The 20,353-nt window shown below is 61.6% G+C and carries 20 protein-coding genes and 1 pseudogene; 3 read left to right on the top strand and 18 right to left on the bottom strand.

All coding sequences use genetic code 11. The features are described from left to right. Nucleotides 1–20 precede the first annotated feature (20 nt). Nucleotides 21–854, bottom strand: coding sequence for an oxidoreductase (locus C5F70_RS09540; protein WP_104903174.1), 834 nt, complete (start codon nucleotides 852–854; stop codon nucleotides 21–23). 229 nt (nucleotides 855–1,083) lie between these two features. Between C5F70_RS09540 and C5F70_RS09545 the strand changes: the two are divergent. Next, nucleotides 1,084–1,203: pseudogene (locus C5F70_RS09545) on the top strand (transposase domain-containing protein); the annotation flags it as partial. 19 nt (nucleotides 1,204–1,222) lie between these two features. Here C5F70_RS09545 and C5F70_RS09550 read toward each other — a convergent pair. Then, nucleotides 1,223–1,654, bottom strand: a complete 432-nt coding sequence (locus C5F70_RS09550) for a hypothetical protein (RefSeq protein WP_104903175.1) — start codon at nucleotides 1,652–1,654, stop codon at nucleotides 1,223–1,225. A 185-nt stretch (nucleotides 1,655–1,839) separates the two neighbouring features. Here C5F70_RS09550 and C5F70_RS09555 point away from each other — a divergent pair, with 185 nt between their 5' ends. Together C5F70_RS09555 and C5F70_RS31025 are read left to right on the top strand one after the other, a co-directional pair. Further along, complete coding sequence (locus C5F70_RS09555) at nucleotides 1,840–2,244, top strand: hypothetical protein (RefSeq protein WP_017849067.1); 405 nt, start codon at nucleotides 1,840–1,842, stop codon at nucleotides 2,242–2,244. 63 nt (nucleotides 2,245–2,307) lie between these two features. Continuing rightward, entirely contained in the window at nucleotides 2,308–2,844 is a 537-nt protein-coding gene (locus C5F70_RS31025) for an AAA family ATPase (protein WP_104903176.1), read from the top strand. Between the two features lie 66 nt (nucleotides 2,845–2,910). Here C5F70_RS31025 and C5F70_RS09565 read toward each other — a convergent pair whose 3' ends face one another. From C5F70_RS09565 to C5F70_RS09640, 16 genes are all read right to left on the bottom strand, one after another. Next, a complete protein-coding gene (locus C5F70_RS09565) occupies nucleotides 2,911–4,536 on the bottom strand; it encodes a methyl-accepting chemotaxis protein (RefSeq protein WP_104903177.1) in 1,626 nt (541 codons plus the stop codon). 150 nt (nucleotides 4,537–4,686) lie between these two features. Further along, a complete protein-coding gene (locus tag C5F70_RS09570; RefSeq protein ID WP_104903178.1) occupies nucleotides 4,687–6,030 on the bottom strand; it encodes a TolC family outer membrane protein in 1,344 nt (447 codons plus the stop codon). A 23-nt stretch (nucleotides 6,031–6,053) separates the two neighbouring features. Beyond that, a complete protein-coding gene (locus C5F70_RS09575) occupies nucleotides 6,054–7,571 on the bottom strand; it encodes a DHA2 family efflux MFS transporter permease subunit (RefSeq protein WP_046489551.1) in 1,518 nt (505 codons plus the stop codon). After that, on the bottom strand, nucleotides 7,568–8,635 hold the full coding sequence (locus tag C5F70_RS09580; RefSeq protein ID WP_046489549.1) for an HlyD family secretion protein: 1,068 nt from the start codon (nucleotides 8,633–8,635) through the stop codon (nucleotides 7,568–7,570). The genes C5F70_RS09575 and C5F70_RS09580 overlap by 4 nt, the downstream gene beginning before the upstream one ends. Nucleotides 8,636–8,651: 16 nt before the next feature. Further along, nucleotides 8,652–9,452 carry a DUF3050 domain-containing protein gene (locus C5F70_RS09585; RefSeq protein ID WP_017849072.1) on the bottom strand — a complete coding sequence of 267 codons (801 nt, stop codon included), beginning with the start codon at nucleotides 9,450–9,452 and terminating at the stop codon, nucleotides 8,652–8,654. Between the two features lie 59 nt (nucleotides 9,453–9,511). Continuing rightward, nucleotides 9,512–10,468, bottom strand: coding sequence for a fatty acid desaturase (locus C5F70_RS09590; protein ID WP_104903179.1), 957 nt, complete (start codon nucleotides 10,466–10,468; stop codon nucleotides 9,512–9,514). A gap of 10 nt (nucleotides 10,469–10,478) precedes the next feature. Next, nucleotides 10,479–11,306: an SDR family oxidoreductase gene (locus C5F70_RS09595; RefSeq protein WP_104903180.1), complete on the bottom strand. Its 828-nt coding sequence runs from the start codon at nucleotides 11,304–11,306 to the stop codon at nucleotides 10,479–10,481. After that, a complete protein-coding gene (locus C5F70_RS09600) occupies nucleotides 11,303–12,445 on the bottom strand; it encodes an acyl-CoA dehydrogenase family protein (RefSeq protein ID WP_034113710.1) in 1,143 nt (380 codons plus the stop codon). Before C5F70_RS09600 ends, C5F70_RS09595 begins: the two co-directional genes overlap by 4 nt. 3 nt (nucleotides 12,446–12,448) lie before the next feature. Next, entirely contained in the window at nucleotides 12,449–12,892 is a 444-nt protein-coding gene (locus tag C5F70_RS09605) for a type II toxin-antitoxin system RatA family toxin (RefSeq protein WP_046489543.1), read from the bottom strand. A gap of 14 nt (nucleotides 12,893–12,906) precedes the next feature. Beyond that, the gene (locus tag C5F70_RS09610; RefSeq protein WP_104903181.1) at nucleotides 12,907–14,166 is read right to left on the bottom strand and encodes an aspartate aminotransferase family protein; all 1,260 of its coding nucleotides are present in this window, start codon (nucleotides 14,164–14,166) and stop codon (nucleotides 12,907–12,909) included. Continuing rightward, entirely contained in the window at nucleotides 14,163–15,227 is a 1,065-nt protein-coding gene (locus tag C5F70_RS09615; RefSeq protein WP_046383432.1) for an SDR family oxidoreductase, read from the bottom strand. The genes C5F70_RS09610 and C5F70_RS09615 overlap by 4 nt, the downstream gene beginning before the upstream one ends. A gap of 183 nt (nucleotides 15,228–15,410) precedes the next feature. Next, nucleotides 15,411–16,139, bottom strand: a complete 729-nt coding sequence (locus C5F70_RS09620) for an AraC family transcriptional regulator (RefSeq protein WP_017849079.1) — start codon at nucleotides 16,137–16,139, stop codon at nucleotides 15,411–15,413. Nucleotides 16,140–16,223: 84 nt separating this feature from the next. Continuing rightward, entirely contained in the window at nucleotides 16,224–17,621 is a 1,398-nt protein-coding gene (locus C5F70_RS09625) for an isochorismate synthase (protein WP_104903182.1), read from the bottom strand. Further along, entirely contained in the window at nucleotides 17,618–17,923 is a 306-nt protein-coding gene (locus C5F70_RS09630) for an isochorismate lyase (RefSeq protein ID WP_017849081.1), read from the bottom strand. The genes C5F70_RS09625 and C5F70_RS09630 overlap by 4 nt, the downstream gene beginning before the upstream one ends. After that, nucleotides 17,920–18,690, bottom strand: coding sequence for a thioesterase II family protein (locus C5F70_RS09635; RefSeq protein ID WP_305888791.1), 771 nt, complete (start codon nucleotides 18,688–18,690; stop codon nucleotides 17,920–17,922). The genes C5F70_RS09630 and C5F70_RS09635 overlap by 4 nt, the downstream gene beginning before the upstream one ends. After that, nucleotides 18,687–20,342, bottom strand: coding sequence for a (2,3-dihydroxybenzoyl)adenylate synthase (locus C5F70_RS09640; RefSeq protein ID WP_104903184.1), 1,656 nt, complete (start codon nucleotides 20,340–20,342; stop codon nucleotides 18,687–18,689). Before C5F70_RS09640 ends, C5F70_RS09635 begins: the two co-directional genes overlap by 4 nt. Between the last annotated feature and the right edge of the window lie 11 nt (nucleotides 20,343–20,353).

Here is a 20,353-nt window from a genome sequence, read left to right on the forward strand (position 1 = left end):
ATGTCCCCTCTGCTGGCCGCTCAACCGTCGGTGGTAAGGGTCAGCGCTTCCCATTGATCAATCTCCCTGGCCGTGCGATTCAGCTTGTCACGTACCAGCCCCAACGCGTCACTGCCCAATAATAAGTGTGCCGGTGGTGTCGGGCTGGCAATGACCTGCAACATCGCTTGCGCCGCTTTTCGCGGGTCGCCAAGCTGTTTGCCGCTCTTTTCTTCGCGGGCCTTACGTACCGGGTCGAAACTGGCGTCATAGTCAGCAATGCTTCGTGGGGTGCGCTGCATCGAACGACCGGCCCAGTCAGTGCGAAACGAGCCAGGTGCCACGGCGGTCACGAAGATGTTGAAAGGTAGCAGTTCTTTGCTCAGCGTATCGGAGATACCTTCGAGAGCAAACTTGCTCCCGCAGTAGTACGCGATGCCCGGCATCGTGATGGTGCCGCCCATAGAAGTGATATTAAGAATATGACCAGTGCGACGCTTGCGAAAATAAGGCACGAAAGCCTTGGTCACCGCTACCGCGCCGAACACGTTGACGTCGAATTGGCGACGCATTTCCTCCAGCGGCGACTCTTCAAAGATGCCCTCATGACCGTAGCCGGCGTTGTTGACCAACACGTCGACTGGGCCGTGGGTTGCTTCAATAGCAGCTACTACGCTGTCGATCCGGGCGAAGTCAGTGATATCCAGAATCACCCCATGAGCATGATCCACCGAGAGCGCCTGAAAGGCGCGCAAGGTGGCTTCACTACGCACGGTACCTATGACGCGGTGGCCCGCTGCAAGAGCTTCTTGCGCCAGCGCGTTGCCGAAGCCACTGCTCACCCCCGTGATGAATATGGTTTTTCTGCTGTTCATGGCGACTTCCAATAAGTAGGGACGAGGCCATGATATCTATCGAAAACTCGGTCACCTATGCCGGTTTGTCTTAGAGCATTGCCTATTCCTATCAGAGTCAACAGTTAAGTAGGCGCGCGTTTAACCACGCAACATGTGTGTTGAATGGACACTTATGTCAATTCCATGCAATTGGATGGGAGAGTCTGCGCAATACCCCAACTACTCCAGGAGAGTTGGCCAAACGCTTACTGCGCGGTTGAATGGGCATGGTCCATACGCGTATTTGAGGGATATTCTAACGCGCCTGCCGACGCAGCGGGCGAGTGAGATTGAAGAACTGCCACCGCACAAGTGGGTATCCGCTTAACCGCGCGAAAGTATCTTAGTCACAGAAAGGCCCTGAGCAAATGAACCGCCGAGAGCTGTTTTTCTGCTTCGCCAACGGTAAGAGGTCTTTCACAGTACTCTCGACTTAGAAAAACAATTGCGTCGTTACCGTCAGGATTGTCGGAATAACCGGGGTGTTTTGATATCTCTGCGAGCAAGTCTTCCGAGACTGGAACGACATGAAAATGTGCGTTGAAGTCAGGAGAAAATCCCAATTTGTAGAACATTACTTTGTAAGGGGAATACACCTTTGCCAGCAGACGCTCCGAGGTTTTCATCACCAAACCGAGAGATGACATGGCTTCGTCGCTCAAATCGCTGAGATCTGAAGCCGTCTCTTCAGATGAAATTATCAAATACCCGTCGTAACGTGAATCTCGCCGATGAGTTACTATCCAGTGGGTGTTGCTGAAAACTCTTAGCTCGTCCATGTAGCTCCAGTTAAACGACGTATTTATGTTGACGGTACAACCTACATTTCTTGCCCAACGATATGCAACCAATTGTCGCACGGCCCAAAGTCGTCTGGTCAAGACGGGTTTGCCATACGTTTACATTGCTGCGACGTTGGTTGATCCCGTTATCATAGGATTACTTCACGAAAGCAGATCCAGCTATGCCACGGTCGTCATTCGCCATCCGAGTTTTGTTCGCCTGTTGCCTTTTGGTCGCAACCACCAATCACATTCGAGCAGATTTTCAGCATGGGTTGCTCTGGGACTACGGATACGGGGCCAGCGCCTATTGGGCTAGCCGTATTTTCTGGGGGGCGCTTACGTTTTTTGACCCGCTGGCGGCACTGCTCCTTTTCATAAAACCAAGGGTGGGCATCATCCTTACAGCAGCAATCATTCTGGCTGACGTCGCCCATAACACCTATTACGTCGCGTTGAACCAGCAGTGGCTGGAGCCGTTCTACCTGTCCCAGGTGGCGTTTCTTGTCGCGGTTTTTCTACTCTCGCCTATCGCCTGGAACTTCACCCGTCGTCGCGTAGCACTAATCAACACGATTCGATTGTGAAGTGTTCCAATGAGGGGCAGCGTCGCTCAGTATGATCAGGATGTTCAATGCGCAGGGGCTCCTATGCAGCGTGTCATGATTATTGGCCAACCAGGGTCAGGAAAAAGTACGTTGGCTCGGGCGATGGGCAAGCACACAGGTCTTCCGGTCATCCATATCGACACGATCCATTGGCAACCGGGATGGGTTGAGCGAAACACTGATGAGAAGACTCGCCTTTGTCACGAGGCCGAGGCTCGCGATCAGTGGATTTTTGAAGGTGGCCATTCGGCCACCTGGGATAACCGTATTGCCAGAGCCGACCTCTTAATATGGATTGATCGGTCGCCGGTACTTCGGTTTTGGCGTGTGTTTCTTAGAACTTTGACCCAGCGTGGTAGCACTCGCCCCGACCTTCCAGAGGATTGCCCAGAGCAGCTAAAGAACCTTCTAGCGCTTTTCAACTTCATGTGGACTACCCGTAAATCGGCGCGTGCCAAGATGAGGCAGCTTGCGGCAACGGCGCCCTCAACATGTCGCGTCGTCTGTCTGCGATCCAACCGCCAAACCAGGCAATTTCTATCGAGTATTCGGGACGTGCGTTGCGGACAGTCGTCGTGAAAAGTCCAGGTTCCGACAAAGCCGCTGCGTGCATGCCCTAAGCCGGCGTGTGTCTTACGCCAAGGATCAAGTCCGAAAGCGTCCCACCAGCCCGCTCAGCTCCGCAGCCAAGCGTGACAGCGCATGGCTCGCTGCGTTGGTCTGCAAGGCGCCCGCCGCGGATTGCGCCGACAGGTCGCGGATCGCCAACAGGTTGCTGTCGACCTCACGGGCAACCAGGGCCTGTTCTTCGGCGGCGCTGGCAATCACCAGGTTGCGCTCGTTGATCTGGCCGATGGCCGCGAAGATATCCTCCAGCACCACCCCCGACGCCTGCGTGATTTCCAGCGTGCCTTGCGCCCGCGCCGTGCTGCTGCGCATCGAATCCACCGCGTGTTCGGCAGTGCTCTGCACGCTGGCAATCATCTGTTCGATCTCGCGGGTCGATTCCTGGGTGCGGTAGGCGAGGGTGCGTACCTCGTCGGCCACGACAGCAAACCCCCGACCGGCTTCACCGGCCCGGGCCGCTTCGATCGCCGCGTTGAGGGCCAGCAGGTTGGTCTGCTCCGAGACGGCCCGGATCACGTCGAGCACCTTGCCGATGTTGCGCACTTCATTGGCGAGGTGCTGGATACGCTCGGCGCTGCCCTGGATTTCGGCGGTCATCGATTGCGTACCGCTGATGTTTTCGCGTACCTGCTGACGGCTCTTTTCCGACAGCGTATTGGAGGCGGTGGCCGCTTGCGAAGTCGACACCGCGTTGCGCGCCACCTCTTCGACCGCACTGGTCATCTGGTTCACCGCGGTCGCGGCCTGTTCCAGCTGCATGTCCTGCTGCTGGAGGCCACGGTTGCTTTCTTCGGTGACGGCGTTGAGTTCTTCAGCGGCTGAGGCCAACTGCGTTGCTGAGTCAGCGATCTGGATCAGTGTTTCACGCTGGCTGGCCTGCATGCGTTGCAGTTCAAGGAACAATTCGCCAATTTCGTTGCGGCCAGGCGAGACGACTTCGCGGGTCAGATCGCCCCCGGCAATGCGCTTGAAGTGCTCGCCGGCCGCGCGCAATGGGCGCAGGACGGTGCCCGAGATGAATACCCAGCAGACGACAGCGAGTGCCAGGGTCAGCAGGATCAAGGCAATGGCCAGGGTTTGCGAAGTCTGCAGCCGCGCAGCCGCCTCCGTGTTGATCTCCTGGGCACGGGCATCCAACGCGCCGACCAGCTTCACGCGAATCTCCTGAAGCTTGGTCATGCTGTTGCCGGCATCGATGTTGACTTGAAAATACTCTTCGGCGGAGCGCGCGCGCGTGGCGGCGCGTTGTCCGACGATGGCCGTGCCGTATACGGCGAACGCACGCTTGAGATCTTCGGCGAGGGCCTTCAACTGCGGGTCACGCAAGTCTGTGGTCGAGGCATTGACCTTGGCGATGGCGTCACTCCAGATCGCCTCACTGCGCACCAGCCGGGCTTCCGCGTCGTCGAAACGCCCGCCGACGGTCTCGATGAACGCCGAGGACACGTTGGCGCTGGTACGGATTGCCAGCAGCAATGCGTTGTTGATCCCGTCGATTTGTCGCGAGGTACGCCCCAACTCGTCAATGTGCTCGTGACTGCGTACCGCCGACCGCCAGCCGTTCAGGGTCGAGAACAACAGTGCAATAACGAACAGCAGCAGCACCCCGATCATCCCGGTGCGAATTTTCAGATGGGCAAACATGGGCATACTCCGCAGACCACTTAAGTAATAGTGATCGTGCTATCCGCATTCACGCAGTGAACTTGAACGGCAGAAGTGGGAACCCGTTCGATTATCGAACCCTGAATTCAATGGCTCAGGTACATGGGCTGAATGGGGCGCGCACCGGGTTCAATCGAGCAGGCGACTGACCTCACGCAGACGCACGTCGTTCAGGTTCCCCGTCGACGCCAGCAGGTTGAGCTGCGCGAGCAGAATCGCGTAGCGTTGCTGGGCCAAACGTTGCTGGGTGTCCGTGACTTTCTGCTGTGCGTCCAGCACCTCCGTGTTGATGCGCGCACCGGCCTCGAAGCCGTGGGTCACCGACTTGAGGTTGACCTGGCTGGATTTCAGCGCCTGCTTGAGCGCCTGGTATTGGCTCATGCCGCTGGTCACTTGCAGGTAGGCCTGGCGGGCCATCAGCCCGGCGCTGCGGCGCGCATCTTCGAGTTCATCCAGGGCTTTGCTCTGCAACGCATGGGCTTCGCGCACGCGGCTGCTGGTACGGCCGCCGCCATACAGTGGCACGCTCAGTTTGACCCCGACCACCGTCTGGTTATAACGATTCTCCGGCAGGGTGACGTCGTACACATCGCCGCCGACCGAGGCAAAACGGCCATGGGCGGCGATCAGGTCAAGCGTCGGCAAGTGGCCGGCTTGTTCCTTGTCGATGTCCATTTCGGCCAGGCGCTGGGCAATCTGCGCCCGCTGCACGGCGAGGTTGCCTTGTTGCGCGGTGGTGGCCCAGGCGCCGATCGCGGCGGGCACCGGAGCGCTGAATTGTGGCTCCTTGCCCGACCATGGGCGCGCCTGGGCGGCGGTCAATTGGGTGAGGGCTTCGGTGGCGATATCCAGCGCGCCGCGTGCGGCGATTTGCTCGGCGAAGGCCTGGTCGTATTTGGCCTGAACCTGTTCGAGCGCGTTGTGGGTGCTGGCGCCGTCGGCCAACAAACGCCGGGTGCGGTCCTGGCTCTCCTGCAGGGTTTGCAACTGTTGCGTGCGGGTGTTCAGCAGTTCCTGGTTAAGCAGTACGTCGAAGTAGGCGCGGGCGACACGCAGCATCAGGTCCTGGCGCGCTTGTTCGGTCTGCACCTCGCTGGCGCTGATCATCAGTTTGCTTTGGTCGTGGGCAACCACACTCTGCCAGCGCAACAGCGGTTGGGTGAGAACCACGGCATAGGCGTTGGTGTTATTGCGGTTGCGATGGTAGTCGGACGAATCCTCGGCATCGACCCACGCCGCGCCGCCGGTGACCGACAGGTCCGGTAACAGGTTGGCACGGCTTTGCGGTTCTTTTTCAGCGGTGGCCAATTGTTGCGCCTGCGCGGCGGCGAACTTCATGTCGTGGGTCAGCGCCTTCTGGTACAGCTGGTACAAGTCTTCCGCCGCCGCATTGGCCGGGCAGCAGGCGAGGCTGAGGCCGCACAGGAAAGTGAGCAGTGTGATCGGGTCGAGATGCAGCCCTGGAATACGCAAGGGGATGTGCTCCACTGGAGAAGTTATCGGCTGAGGGTGCTTCTGCGCATCATCAGCACCATGGGAATGCCGATGGCCATGACCGCGCCCAATGTGCCGAACAGCATGCTGAAGGCCAGCATTTGCGCTTGTTCACGCGCTTGCAGGTAAGGCATCAGGGCCAAGGCTTGTTGATGGCTTGCAAGGTTCAGGGACAGAAACAGCGGGTTGGATTCCACGCCGCCCCAGCCACTGGCAACCAGGCTGGACTCGGTCACATGCTCGGACAGCAGGCGATAGCGCTCCCACGAAAACCGCGTGAGCAGGGTCGCGGCAATGGCGATGCCGACGCTGCCGCCCAGCTGGCGCATCAGGTTGAGCACGCCCGAGGCGCCCGAGATCAACGTCAGCGGCAGACGGCGCATGGCCAGGTTGGTCAGCGGTACGAAGATCATGCCCAGGCCCAGGCCGCGAATCACCAGGGGCCAATAGAGCGTGTCCGGGTTGCTGTCGAGGGTGAACTGGGTGTGCAGGAACATCGCGTAGCAGTACATGACGATGCCCAAGGTCACGAACACGCGCTCGTCGATCTTGTTTTCCTGGGACAGCTTGCCAATCACCAAGGTGCTGATGGCACTGGCCACCGCCCCGGGGAAAATCACCAGCCCGCTCTGGTACGCGCTCTGCGCCAGCAACGTCTGCAAAAACAGCGGCACCATGAATAACGTGCTGTACAGCCCGAAACCCACGCAAAACGCGCAGATGCAGCCCATCAAAAACTCGCGGTTCTGAAACAACGCCACATTGACGATCGGGTTGGTCGCGCGCCGTTCCCACCAGAAGAACCCCACCAGGCTGAAGCTGCTGAGCAACAGGCAGGCAACCGTCCAGTTCGATTCCATCCAGTCCCAATGCTCGCCGCGCTCCAGCAGGATCTGCAGGCTGCCGACGCCCAGGGCCAGCAGGCAGAAGCCGCTGTAGTCGACGCTGCTGGGTTTGCTTTCATTGGCGGAATCGCCGATGCACAGCCAGCACAGCAGCAGGGCCACAGCACCGATGGGCAGATTGATCAGGAATATCCAGTGCCAGGACAAGGTGTCGATCAGATAGCCGCCGACGGTGGGGCCCAACGTCGGCCCCATCATCACGCCAACGCCGTACAACGCCATGCCGCTGCTGACCTTCTCCTTGGGGAATACGTCGTAAATGATTGCCTGGGAAATCCCCAGCAACCCGCCGCCCGCCAAGCCTTGCAGTACGCGGAATGCCACCAGTTGCCAGAGTTCGGCGGAAAAGGCGCAGCCCACGGATGCCAGCACGAACACTGCCGTGGAGACCAGGTAATAAGTGCGCCGCCCGAACCAGGCCGACAGCCAGCCGCTGACCGGCAGGATCACCACGTTGGCCACCACGTAGCCGGTGGACACCCAGGAGATTTCATCGACCGACGCCCCGTAGGTGCCCATCAGGCTGGGAATCGCCACGTTGACGATGGTCACGTCGAGCAGCTCCATCATCGACACCAGCGTCACGGTCAGCGCAATCAGATACGGCGACTTCATAGCGTGTGGCTGCCGTGCTGTTGCGTGGCGACTTCGACGAAGGCACTCATGCCGGGGCTCAACAAGGCTTTGTAGTCATCCGGCACGTCTTTGAGGGCAATCCTGACCTGGACGCGCTGCACCACCTTGGTGAAGTTGCCAGTGGCGTTCTCTTGGGGCAGCAGTGAAAACTTTGCGCCGGTAGCCGGAGCGAGGCTCTCGACCACCCCGTCGAAAGCCTGCCCGGGAAACGCATCCACAGTGACCTTGGCCAACTGGCCGACCCGCACGCGCCCGACCTGGGTTTCCTTGAAGTTGGCGGTAATCCACAGCGGGTCGGTGGCAATCAGGCTCAACAGCTTTTGCCCGGCGACCACGAATTGGCCCGGCTCGACTTCTTTTTTCGAGACGATGCTGCGCACCGGCGCGGTCTGACGAGTGTCGTGCAGCTTGATCCGGGCCTGTTCCAGTTCGGCTTGCGCCGCCGCGATCCGGTAGTCCTGCACTTTCAGTTCGGCTTTGTTGGCCAAGGTGCTTTGCGCGGCAGCCTGGGCATTGCCGCGTGCCACTTCCTGAGCGTGGCTCAGGGCGTCGAAACGCGCCTTGGCCACCTCGAGATCCTGAGTGCTCAACACCCCTTGCGCGCCCAGGCGGCGGGCGCGCCCGTAATCGTTGCGCGCCTGCTCCAGATTGGCGCTGGATTGTGCCAGCGCCGCTTGCGCCGCCTGGCGCATCGCGACCGCGCCGAGGACCTGGCTGTCCAACGCACCCGGACCGCCGCCGCGCCCTGCGGCAGCAAGCAACGCCTGCCATTGCGCCTCACGCTGCTCGACCTGGTATTGATATTCGCTGTCGCGGATCTGAAACAGCAGATCACCGCTTTGCACCGTGAGGTTGTCTGTCACCGGCACGCTCATCACCACGCCCGAGAGCTTGGCGCGCACCGGAATGATCACGCCATCGAGCTCGGCGTTATCGGTACTCACGTAAGCGTTGGAATACTGCCAACGCTGCCAGCCGAGCAGCAGTAACCCACCGACCACAACGCCGCACAGTGTCAGTTTTATCAATTTACCTTTGGTCATGTCCTGCTCCCTGTGGTCATGCGAGGCTTAGGCACTCAGGGCGGTCCGTGGCGTGTTGCGCTTTGTGCTGCAGGAAGTGATGCACGCCATCCCACAAATCGATGCGCGATTTGATCGCGGTCTTGGCGCTTTCGACCATGTGCTGGTGTTGCACAGGGGTAGTGACGATTTCAGCGATGATGCGTTTAGCCGCCGGGCCGTGATCGTCGCCATCCATTTCGATGTGGCGCTTCAAGTAATAGGTGAGCATCGGCACCTCGGTTTCGCTGACCGACCATTGCGACAGCAGGCGTCCGAACATGTCGGGGATGATGTCTTCACGGCCAAAGAAGAAGTACGCCAGCACCGCTTCGGTGGTGCCGTGTTGCGCCACATCGAGCGTCTGGCACATGAACACTTTGGCCGCCAATGGGATATCGCGGTCGCTGAGGGCCTTGGCCAGCGGTTCCTTGGCCTGGATGGCGGCGAGGAAGCGGCGGAATACCGAGCTGTCGGCGCCGATTTCATCCATGGCGGTCAGGTACAGGTCCAGGTGGCTGATAAAGCCGCCATCGGGGTGTTCGTCGGTTTCTTCGCCGACCACGATTTCATTGATCAAGCGCGCCGCCGTGATATGCGTTGGCGGTACCCACGGCAACTCCACACAGGTGAGGTCGCGCTGGATGCGCTTGAGCAGGGTCATGAAGTCCCATACGGCAAACACATGAAATTCCATCAGTGTGCGTACATCTTCAACGGTGCGGATATTGGCGAAAAGCGGGTGGCCGAATAACTGGGCGCGCTCGGTTTCAATGTGGCGGTCGATATCAAAAGGCATAGCTGCTCCTGCGGCCTGATGGTTCAGGCCAAAATCCATGGGGAAAGTAAGGGGACCGTTCAGTCGTTCAGCGTGTCGCCCCGGTAAGGATGGCGACCGCAGGCGTACTTGAAGGACGATATGAAGCGTGTTTCCAGCAGGTATTGCCGGTCTGCGTACCACCCCGCGTCCAGCAATTGGCGGTGGACCTTGGGCAGGCGCCAGCACGGCACCGCTGGATAAAAGTGATGTTCCAGGTGAAAGTTCGCGCCGGCGTGCAGCCAGGTGCTCAGGCGCGAGGTACGCGAGCGGGCAGGGGGCTGGTCATGGCCCTCGCTGAAGGCATGTTCCTGATAGGCATTGACTGCCGAGAGCAGGAACGCAACCGCCAGGCTCAAGGCAAACCCAAGCAGCAGTCCGTCGATCTGCCACAGGGCGACCGCGTAGACACTCAACCAGCCGACCTGGCACGCGATATTGCAGCGCGCCAGTCGTCGCACCTGGGCTGCGCTCAAAGGCGAAGGCAAGGGCGATGGGCTGACCGGCGGGCCGAAAGCCAGGCGCAACGTCGCCTGCAGATAGTTCGAGGTGGCCATCAACCGTGACAGCGCAAGGCGGCTAAACAGGCTCCGATAACGTGAGAAGTGCCGATAGTCCGGGTCCTGTTCGCTGTTGCTGTAGCGATGGTGTTGCCAATGGTCGACGAAGTAACCGGTCACGCAGAATCCAGGCAGCAACGAACTGGTGAAAATGCCCAGGTAGCAACTGTGCATAGGCCTGCTGCTCAGGTTGAAGTGGAAACCTTCATGCCCGAGGATCGCTTGCAGAAACCACCCGTACCCGGCCAGCACCCAAAGGGGCGAGCACAGCAACACCCACAGGGTGGCGGCCGTGTTCGCCACCCACACAAACAGCGCGAGGGGCAGCAGGAAGAGGCACAAGGCGTAACCGATGATCAACAGGGACTCACCCGACCGGGCCTTGAACAAGGCGCGATCGAGGCGGACCTGAGGCTTGCTGTGGAGTTGTCTGGCCATTGGCAACGCGTTACTCGATCAGTTCAGGTTTGAGCGCGAGGTGCCCGCTGCGGGTCAGCGTGCGCAGGCGCAGGGCGATAAAGGCGTCGACCACACTTGGTGCGATACGCGCGGTGTACATGGCCAGCGTGCCCATAAAGGTCAGCCCGCGGTTGCGCAGGCCGTCTTTTTGGCAGGCGCGAACCAGGCCGTCGGCGGCGGCATCGAGTTTCTCTTCGAGGGACAGCAGGGTCCTGTCACCCCACATGAACGTCACCAGGCGCTTGACCGACAAACCCACGCGCTGGGCGGGCAAGTGAATGGCGGTGTCGATAAAGCCCGGGTACACGGTGACCACGTCGAGCTGCCCGCGATATTGCATGCGCAGCACGTCCGAATAAGCACTCAGCGCGCGTTTGCTGGCAGCGTATGCGGCCACATAAGGCGCGTTCACCAGGGCAAACAGCGACGACACGTTGACCACTTTGCCGCGCTTGCGCAGCAACCCCGGCAGGAACCCGGCCACCAGTTGCCATGGCGCGAACAGGTTCACATCCACCGCGCGGGTGACTGCGTCGGTGACGCCGGTTTCACCGCGTTCCAGGGTCAGGGTGCCGGCGTTATTCACCAGGATATCGATGTCGCCGAAGTCGGTGCTGATGGCACCAATCACCTGCGCCAGCGCCGTTCGGTCACACAGGTCGACTTGATAAAACCCCTCCAGCAACCCGGGCTCTTGTGGCGCAAGAATGTCCAGGCCGATCACGGTGGCGCCCTGTTTTTTCAATGTGCAGGCCGCCGCGTAACCGAGGCCGCGCGCGGTTCCGGTGATCACGACGATTTTTCCGAGCAGGTTCATGGGTGCGCTCCGGCGATGCTGAAGGTTGAGTGGGACAAGTAGGTGTCGAGGTTGCTCGCCATCGAGATCTTCGCCGGCGGGTGAAACTGCAGGCCACGGCAGGCCATCAACCAGTTCGAACTCTGGTTGCTGGTGATAAACGCCATCCCACCGAGCATGGCGTGGGCCTGGTCCGAAAGCTCGGTGAGCAGTTGTTCGATGCCGTAGCGCACCAGCAGCAGACGGGCCAGCACGTTCGGCAGGTCCTGCGGGTTGCGTTCGATATCCAGCGCCGCGCCTTCCAGCGCACTGATCGCCAGTTGCAGCTGAGCCGCCAGCTCCACGCGGTGATGGGGCGTCCAGCGCCCGGCCTCGATCACAGACTCGACCAAACCGGCGCAGACCCCCACGTAGGACGCGCAAATCAACAGCTCGAACCAGATGAAACCGACGGTTTGCACGTCGCCCAACAGGTGTTTGTAGCCGGCGGAAAACAACATGCGTTCGGGCACGAAGACTTCGTTGAGGCGCACCTCGATGCTTTCGGCGGCGGCCAGTGCGCTGTTCTGCCAGAACGGCGACCGCGTGATGCCCGGTGCATTCGCCGGAATCAGTGCGACCATCAGCTCTTCGCCCTCGGCGGTCTGGCGGGTGTAGCTGGCGGTGAGCAAGTCCATCGACTGCCCGAGGCAGCAGGGCTTTTTGCTGCCGCTGAGCAATACACCTTCAGGGGTTTGCAGCGCCTGCATGTTCGAATCGAGAATGCCGGCGCCCGAGTTGCCTTCGGCAAACCCCGAGGACAACAGCAAGCGCTTTTGTGCGACCGCCGCCAACAGCAAACCTTCGGCGCCGCCGCCGTTCTGGGTGAGGGCCAACAGGCTCGCCACGGAAAACTGATGCATGGTGCTGGCCACCGCCAGCGAGGGTGAACGCGCGCCCAGGGCGATCTGCACATGCACGGCATCAAGGATGCCCGCGCCCAACCCGCCCGCGGCACGGTTGACCAACAGGCCGACCGGCCCTTGTTGCTTGAACAGGGCGATGACTTCGCTAGGCGGCGCTTCGCGTTCGGCGAATGCGATGCTCGCCAGGCGTTCGTCAAAACCTGGGGCGTAGCTGTGCAGCAAGGCACGCGAGCGATTCAACAGTGAAAGGGACATGGTTCAGGCCTTCAAGTAACTCGCCGGGAACAGACCGGTGATGATCGAGTGAATGTTGTCGCGGATGGCTTTGTGGGCCACGGGGTCGAGCATGTCGGCGAGCATCGGCAGGCCCAGGTCAAAGCGCGAGGCGAAGGTGATGACCGCGTCTTTGCCGTCCGCCAGTACTTGCCAGGTGCCGGAGAAGTGATCGACATCGCCGCTCATTTGCTCGAAGTGGATTTCCCGGGTCTGGGCATTGAACGTGTCACGCTCCTGCCACTTGAGAATGCCGCTGTGGAAATTGACTTCCCAGGAGGTGAGCGACACCTGGTCGCTGACCTTATTGATCGTGATATTGCGCACCGACTCGCACAGCTCGACGTAGTTGCTGAAGTCGCTGATCACGGCAAAGACTTCATCAGCGCAGGCACTGGGGATGTGGGCCAGTACGTTGACTTCTTGCATGGGGGAAACTCCAATCAAAGGGATGGTATTGAGGTGGTCAGCGCGTGGGCGAACCCCTCGATCAACCGATTGCAATCCTGGGCTGTCAGCAGCGGGGAAGGCGTGAGCCTGACGACCCGGTGGTCATTGAGCGAGTGGCACACAATGATTTGCTGTTCGATCAGGGCCATGACCATGTTCGCGGCGACCGAGGCGTCGCTGAATTCAAAGCCCAGCAACAAGCCGGCACTGCGCAACTTGACGCGCTCGGCCAGGTCCCTCTGCTGCAACAGCGCGCTGAAGCGGGCGTGCAGGTCCTGGCCCATCAGCCGCGCACGTTCCACGAGGTCTTCCTGCACCATCACTTGCAACGCGGCCTGCACGGCCGCCATGGCCAGCGGGTTGGCGCCGAAGGTCGAGGTATGCACCGTGGGGTTGCGGTTGAACGGCGCGTAAATCGCCGCGCTGGCGACCATGGCACTGACCGGCACGCAGCCACCGGACAGGCTTTTGCCCACCAGCATGATGTCGGGCACCACCTGTTCCTGGTCGCATGCCCACCAATGGCCGGTACGGCCCATGCCGGACTGGATTTCGTCGATGATCAGCACGGCGCCGTACTGGTCGCACAGTGCGCGGACACGTGTCAGGTAGCCTGGCGGCGCGAGGATCACACCCGCTTCGGCCTGGATCGGTTCGAGAATCACACAGGCCTTGTCCGGCGAAGCGCGCAATTGCTGTTCCAGCGCGGCGCTGTCGCCGAAGGGGACGAACGTGCTTTCACTGAGCAAGCCGCTGAACGGCTCGCGGTAGCTTTCGCGGCCGGTGACGGCGAGTGCGCCAAGGGTCTTGCCGTGGAAGCCGCCGAGGGTTGACAGCGTGCGGCGGCAGCCGTTGAGCCGGGCGAGTTTCAGGCCGGCTTCGGTGGCCTCGGCACCTGAGTTGCAAAAGAACACATAGTCCAGGTTGCCAGGGCAATGCGCAGCCAGGGCTTGCGCGGCGAAAGCCTGTTGCGGGTTGAGCAACAGCTTGCTGGCCAGGGCGTTTTGCTGCAGCTGCCGGGTGACGGCCGCCACCACCACCGGGTGGCCGTGGCCGAGGAAAAATACGCCATAGCCGCCGGCATCCAGGTACTTGCGGCCTTGGCTGTCGTAGATATAGACGCCATGGCTGGACTGTTCGATCGGCAAATTCATCAACGACGCAAGGCGCGCGTACCCTGAATTCACGTGCTGGCGGAAGTACTGGTCGACCTGTGCGGCGTCGGCTGCGGGTTCGGTAAGAAGCGGGTTCATGCGACTGACGCCTGTGCGACGGTTGGCATCGGCTGCTTGAGCATGCGCGTCAACGCGCCCAGCTTGGGCGCCAAGTGGTTGAGCGAGAGCAGTAACTCACGGCTGACATCCCGTGCGCTGAACGCCGGTTCGCCGAGCAACTCAGGAAGTGACGTGGGCAGCGGTGTACGCAGGCAGGCATAGCGACACAGCTGGTTGGCGCGGCCCAGCGCGGCCTGGATATTGCCGGTCAGTGCCGGGAGGAACACTGGGCGGATCAGCCGCTCATAAATATCCGGCGCCATGCAGCGCGGCCGGGTGAAGGCTTGGGCCTGGGCTTCCATGGATTGGCACATCAGGTCCAACAGGCCGTTGAGATCAAGCGCCTGCGGGCCGCTGGTGAGAAAGTAGTCTGCGCCGATCAAGCGCTGGCGCAACGCGTTGGCAATCGCCCGCGCCGCCACGTCACGGGCGATCAAGTCGATATACCCGGCAGGCGGGCAGGGCACGATAGGCAGCACGCCGGACATCATCAGACCCATGGTCATATGAAACCCCTGGAAGTTGGGCATGTGCCCGCTGTCCGAGTCGCCAATGATGATGGAGGGACGAAAGATCGAAACATCGATACCTGCCGAGCGCACCAGCGTTTCAGCCTGGCGCTTGGCGACTTCGTAAGGCGTTTCTGCTTGCACGCCTTCGTAGTAGTCGCACGGATGGGTGAAGGCGGTGCTGATGTGGTAAAGCGGCACGTTGGCTTGCTGGACAAAGTTCACGACGTTTTCGGTGCCGAGGTAGTTCACCGAAAAGATCTGGTCGATATCGCCATCCATGCGGGTCACCGCTGCGGCGTGGATCACCCAATCGACACGCTTGAGCAGCGCTTCATAATCGCCGACGTCCAGCCCCAGTCGCGGGCTGCATATATCGCCCTTGAGCACCTCCACTCGCGGGTGGCGAATGCGGCTTTTACGCGCCAGGCATACCAGGTCAAAGTCCTCTGCCAGGCAGTCGATCAGTGATTCACCGAGTACGCCTGAGCCCCCCGTGAGAAGGACGGTTAATTTTTGCTGTTCTGACATGTAGGACGCTTCCTGCGGACTCATCGAAAGAATTAACGGTGCGTTCCGCCAAATCCCGGGCACGGATACCCCTGGCGAACACTCTTGCATTCACTGTCGGTAGCGCTGAGGTGCTGTGTGAGGCCGGCAATCAGCGCTTATCGTTTTCGCGAATAAGATGCGATCGATATTGGCTTTTTGATATCAATGCGTCTTGAACGAAACGCTTGTCTTTCGCAAAACCCTGGCAGCGGTGCGGGGCGTCATGCCAATCATGCGGCGCATGATGCGGGCCAAGTGCGCCTGGTCGGAAAAGCCGCCATCGGCGGCGGCATCCGACAAGGTGGAACCGTCAGCGAGGGATTTGGACGCGCGCTCGAGTTTGTTCCAGATGATCCATTGGGACAGCGACACGCCCATCTGGTGCGTGGCGACATAGCGCAAGCGCGGGCTGGACAGGCCGACCGCACTCGCGGCGCGGCTGACGGAGCCCGGACCGTCGCGGTCCAGGCGCAGAATGTTCAAGGCCTTGTAGAGGCGTTGGTCGATGGGCGACGTAATCGCCAGCAAGCGCCCCAGCGCTTCCACAAACTGAGACAGGGAGCTGGAGTGGCGAAAGCACTCGAGCAGTTCGTCGCTGGCCAGGGCGATGCCATTGTCTTGCAGCAACGCGTTGAGCGCACGCCCCAACGGGGTATCCGGGTTGACGTAGACAAAGGCCACCGGATGAATGTCGGGCACGGCACGGTGCTCGACATTGGGCCCGATGATCACGCCGGCCGCGCGGATCGACTGGCCGGGCAGCTCCAGGGTGACGGGCTGGTGTACGCCGATGCACAGCTGAATGGCAACATGGGAGTGGGCAGTGTTCTGATCCGCGCGGCCAATGTAGCCGGCCCATGAATCACCAAAGGTAACGTTGCCATCCCACATGTAAGGTCTTCCTGACTCAGAGGGTGAATTTTCCGTGTGCAGGGTAGGCCTGCGCCGGACTTGATTCAAGCATCGGGCAGCGGGTTATACCTGCAACGCGGCGCGCATGCCCGCCAATTTGATGCAGGTTTCGTCGTATTCGCTGGCAGGGTCGGAGTGTTCGACGATGCCACAGCCGGCAAATAGACGGGCTTGGTTACCGTTGAGCAAGGCGCTGCGCAAACCGACGATGAATTCGCCGTTGCCGTGGGCATCCAGCCAGCCTAACGGCGCCGCGTACCAGCCACGGTCAAAGCCCTCGAATTGGCGAATATGCTCCAGCGCCTGGCCGCGCTCATGGCCGCCGACGGCGGGCGTCGGGTGCAGGACTGCGACCATGTCCAGCAAACTGCTCTGCGGGCGCAGTGCGCCTTCGATCAGCGTCGCCAAGTGCTGCACGCGGCTGAGCCGCTTGATGTGCGGCGCCGGGGGAACGTGCAACGGGCGTACCCAGGGCGCCAGGTCACGCTGAATGATCTGCACCACCACGGCGTGCTCATGCTGGTTCTTCTGGCAGCCGAGCAGCATTTGCGCCAGTTGTGCATCCTGCTCCGGGCAGGGATCGCGCCGGGCTGTGCCCGCCAGCGCCAGGGTTTGCAGGTGACCGTTGTGCAGTTTGACCAGGCGCTCCGGGGAGGCGCCGATAAAACACGCGTGGTGGCGTCGAAACGCAAACAAGTACGCCGTGGGGTCGTTGATCGCCAGGGCAGCCAAGGTGCGCCCGGCACTGATGGGCCGGGAAAATTCGCTGACCACTTCCCGCGCCAGCACCACCTTGTTCAACGCGGTGTCGCGCAACACGTCCAGGGCATGTGCGACTTTGCTTTCCCAGCAGGCCCGCGGCAGGCTCTGGTCGCGGGTGTGCTGCCGTGCAGCCGTCGAGGGCGCGCCGCTGACGTAGCGATCCATCAGCGTGTTCCACTCCTTCAGTACGTGCTCGCAACAGCAACGCGCCGCATCGCTGGGCGCGACGCGCTGTTGGCACACCAGCCAACAGTCTGCACCGTCGCGCACCAACAATAGCGTCATCAGCCACAGGGACGCATCGCCAAAACCCTGCCAGGCGGGGCTGGCCTTGACCTGATGATCGAATCGAAAGCCGCCGCACACCGAAGGCGCCAGCGGGCCGTGTATCACTGCGCTTTGCAGCCAGTGTCGCCATTGCGCATCGACCGAGGCAAAACGCTGGGTGCCCGCGCTGCTCAGCTCCGCCGCCACCCCCCAGCCGAACAGGCTTTTGTCGTCTTCCGGGGCCCGCCAGAACAGGCACTCGGCGCCAGGTTGGTCGACGCTGCCAAACAGCGCCAGCAAGTCCAGCGGGGCGATCCTCATCGAGTAACTGGCCAACACCGGTTCACCTTGTTCGACGGCACGCCGCTGGGCGTGCTCGAACACCTCGGTCATCCCCTCGGCATGGGCGTGCAACTGTGCAAAGGCCCTCATGCCAGCGTTCTCATCGCGCGCCAGTGCAACACTTGCTGGCCGATGTACCAATGGATGATCTGGGCAAACAGGGTTTCGACGAAGTGCGGGTCCAGCCCGGCCTGCTCGGCCCACTCGCGGCGTTGCGGGAGCATCTGGGCAACACGTTCGGGCGCGGCGATGCTGCTTTCGGTCGGCTTGAAGCGCGCGGCGGCTTTGACGTAAGCCATGCGTTGGCGCATGAGGTCGATGATCTGGTGGTCCAGTGAATCGATGGCGTGACGGATGTCCTGCAGGCCATCACAGGCGTCGGGGGTTTTCATTGACAGGTTTCCTTCAAGGAGGGCGATGGGGTCGACAGCGTCGCGACGATGGCGTCGATGAGTGCCTGGCGCTGCTCGACCAGGTAAAAATGTCCGCCTTGCCAGCGCTGCAGGTGCAGTGGCTGGTGGCTGGCGGCTTGCCAGGCCATGGCTTCATCAAGCTCGATTTCCGGGTCTTGCTCGGGGTAGAACACCCCGATGCGGCTCTTGAGTGGCCGCGGTTGCGCACAGGTATAGGTTTCAACGATGCGGTAATCGTTGCGCAAGCCGGGCAGGAACAATTCGCACAGGGCCGGGTTCTCCAGCAACGCATTGGGGCGCTCGGCCAGGCGCCGCACATCGTCCAGCAAGGCCGCGTCGGGGCCCAGGTGCAACTGCCCGCCGCGTTGGCGCTGCGGCGCCGGGTGGGCGGACACGAACAGGTGGTCGACGGCGATTGCCCGTTGTTCCAGGCGCGTCGCCACTTCATACGCCACCACCGCCCCCAGGCTATGGCCGAACAACACCAGCGGCCGGTCGGCGTAACACGACAACGCCTGCGCGGCACCGTCGGCGAGGCGCTGCATGTCGGTCAGGCACGGCTCGCTGAAACGGTCTTCGCGGCCCGGGTATTGGATGGCCAACAGGTCGATGTCGGCGGGCAGGGCATGGACCCAGTCGCGGAAGAAACTTGCACTGCCCCCGGCATGCGCGAAACACACCCATCGCCAGCGTGGCATGGGCGTGAGTCGATAAGCGCGTACCCAGCGTTCGTCGTGCAGGCTCACGAAGCGGCACTCTGCAGCCAGGCCTGGCGCAGGCGCTCGCGCAGGTCTTTGCGGCTGACTTTGCCCACGCCGGTGTGCGGGAAGTGTGCGACGAACTCGATACGGTCCGGCACCTTGAACGCCGCCAGGCCGTGGCCGCGCAGGTAATGCTTGAGTGCGAAGGCCGAGGGCGCCGGGTCACGGGCGACGATAAAGGCACAGGTGGATTCGCCGAGCACCGCATCCGGCATCGCCACCAGTGCGGCGTCGTGTACCTGGGGATGGCCGATCAGCAGGTTTTCCACTTCTTCGGCTGCGACTTTTTCACCGCCGCGGTTGATCTGGTCCTTGTCACGACCTTCGACCACCAGGTAACCATCGGCGGTGCGCCTGACCCGATCACCGCTGCAATAGAATCCATCGGCGGTGAACGCCCGGGCATTGTGTTCGGGCAGGCGATAGTAGCCGCGAATGGTGTACGGGCCGCGCACTTGCAGTTCACCCACTTCACCCTCGGGCACCGGTTGGCCCTGTTCATCGACAATGCGTACTTCGTCATCGGCGCTCAGCGGACGGCCCTGGGTATGCAGCAGCAGATCCGGGCGGTCATCCAGGCGGGTAAAACACAACAACCCCTCGGCCATGCCCAGCACTTGTTGCAAGGTGCAGCCCAGCGTCGGCGTGACCCGTTCTGCCGCGCTGCTGAGCAATTTCGCACCGCCCACTTGCAGCACGCGCAGGCTGGACAGGTCGGCCTGGCGCTGGTCCTGGGCGTCCAGCCAGAGCATCGCCAGCGGCGGCACCACGGCGGTGACGGTGACCCGCTGCTCGCTGATCAGCGCAAAGCAGGACTCCGGGTCCGAGCGGCGCGTACACACCACGCGCCCACCGGCCAGCAGGGTGCCGATCACACCCGGGCAACACAGGGTGAAGTTATGCGCCATGGGCAACGCGGTGAGGTAAACGGTGCGCGCATCCAGCTCGCAGACTTCGCTGCTGGCGCGCACGTTATAGAGGTATTCGGCGTGCCGCCTCGGGATCAACTTTGGCGTGCCGGTGGTGCCTCCCGACAGCTGGAAACACGCCACGGCGTCGGCGCGACCGGCGTCGCGCTCCAGCGGGGCGCTGTTGTAAAGCTCACTCAACGCGGTGAACTCCTGCGCATCGCCGTCGATCACCACATGGCGCAACAGCGGGTTGGCAGCGGCCAGTCGGCGCGCCATCGAGCGGCAATCAAAGCCCTCCAATTGAGCGCAGCCGATGTAGGCCGAGGCCTGGGCAAAGCCACAAAAGCCGCCGATCTCATGTTGACGGTGGGCGGGCAGGGCGAGGATCGGCCGGGCGCCCAGGCGGAACAACGCAAAGCACACTTCGATAAACGCAGTGCCGTTGGGCAAGTGCACCAGCACATTGTCGCCCTCTGCGATCCCCAGCGCGTGCAAACCGCCAGCCAGGCGCCGGCAGCGGTCTGCCAGGCTGCGGTAATTGAGGTGCAAGGGGCCGTCGGTTATCGCGATGGCCGATGGGGTGCGCGCGGCGACCGTATCGAGGGCCTGAGCGAAGGTCTGGTCTTGCCAGTAACCGGCCTGGCGGTAGCGTTCGGCGAACGCGGCAGGCCAGTCGGGCGCGTCGCCAACGCTGTCTGAATCGGGTGCGCAGGTGTGCAATGACATGGAATCCCCTA

This window comes from Pseudomonas sp. LH1G9 (assembly GCF_002949975.1).
GTDB lineage: Bacteria > Pseudomonadota > Gammaproteobacteria > Pseudomonadales > Pseudomonadaceae > Aquipseudomonas > Aquipseudomonas veronii.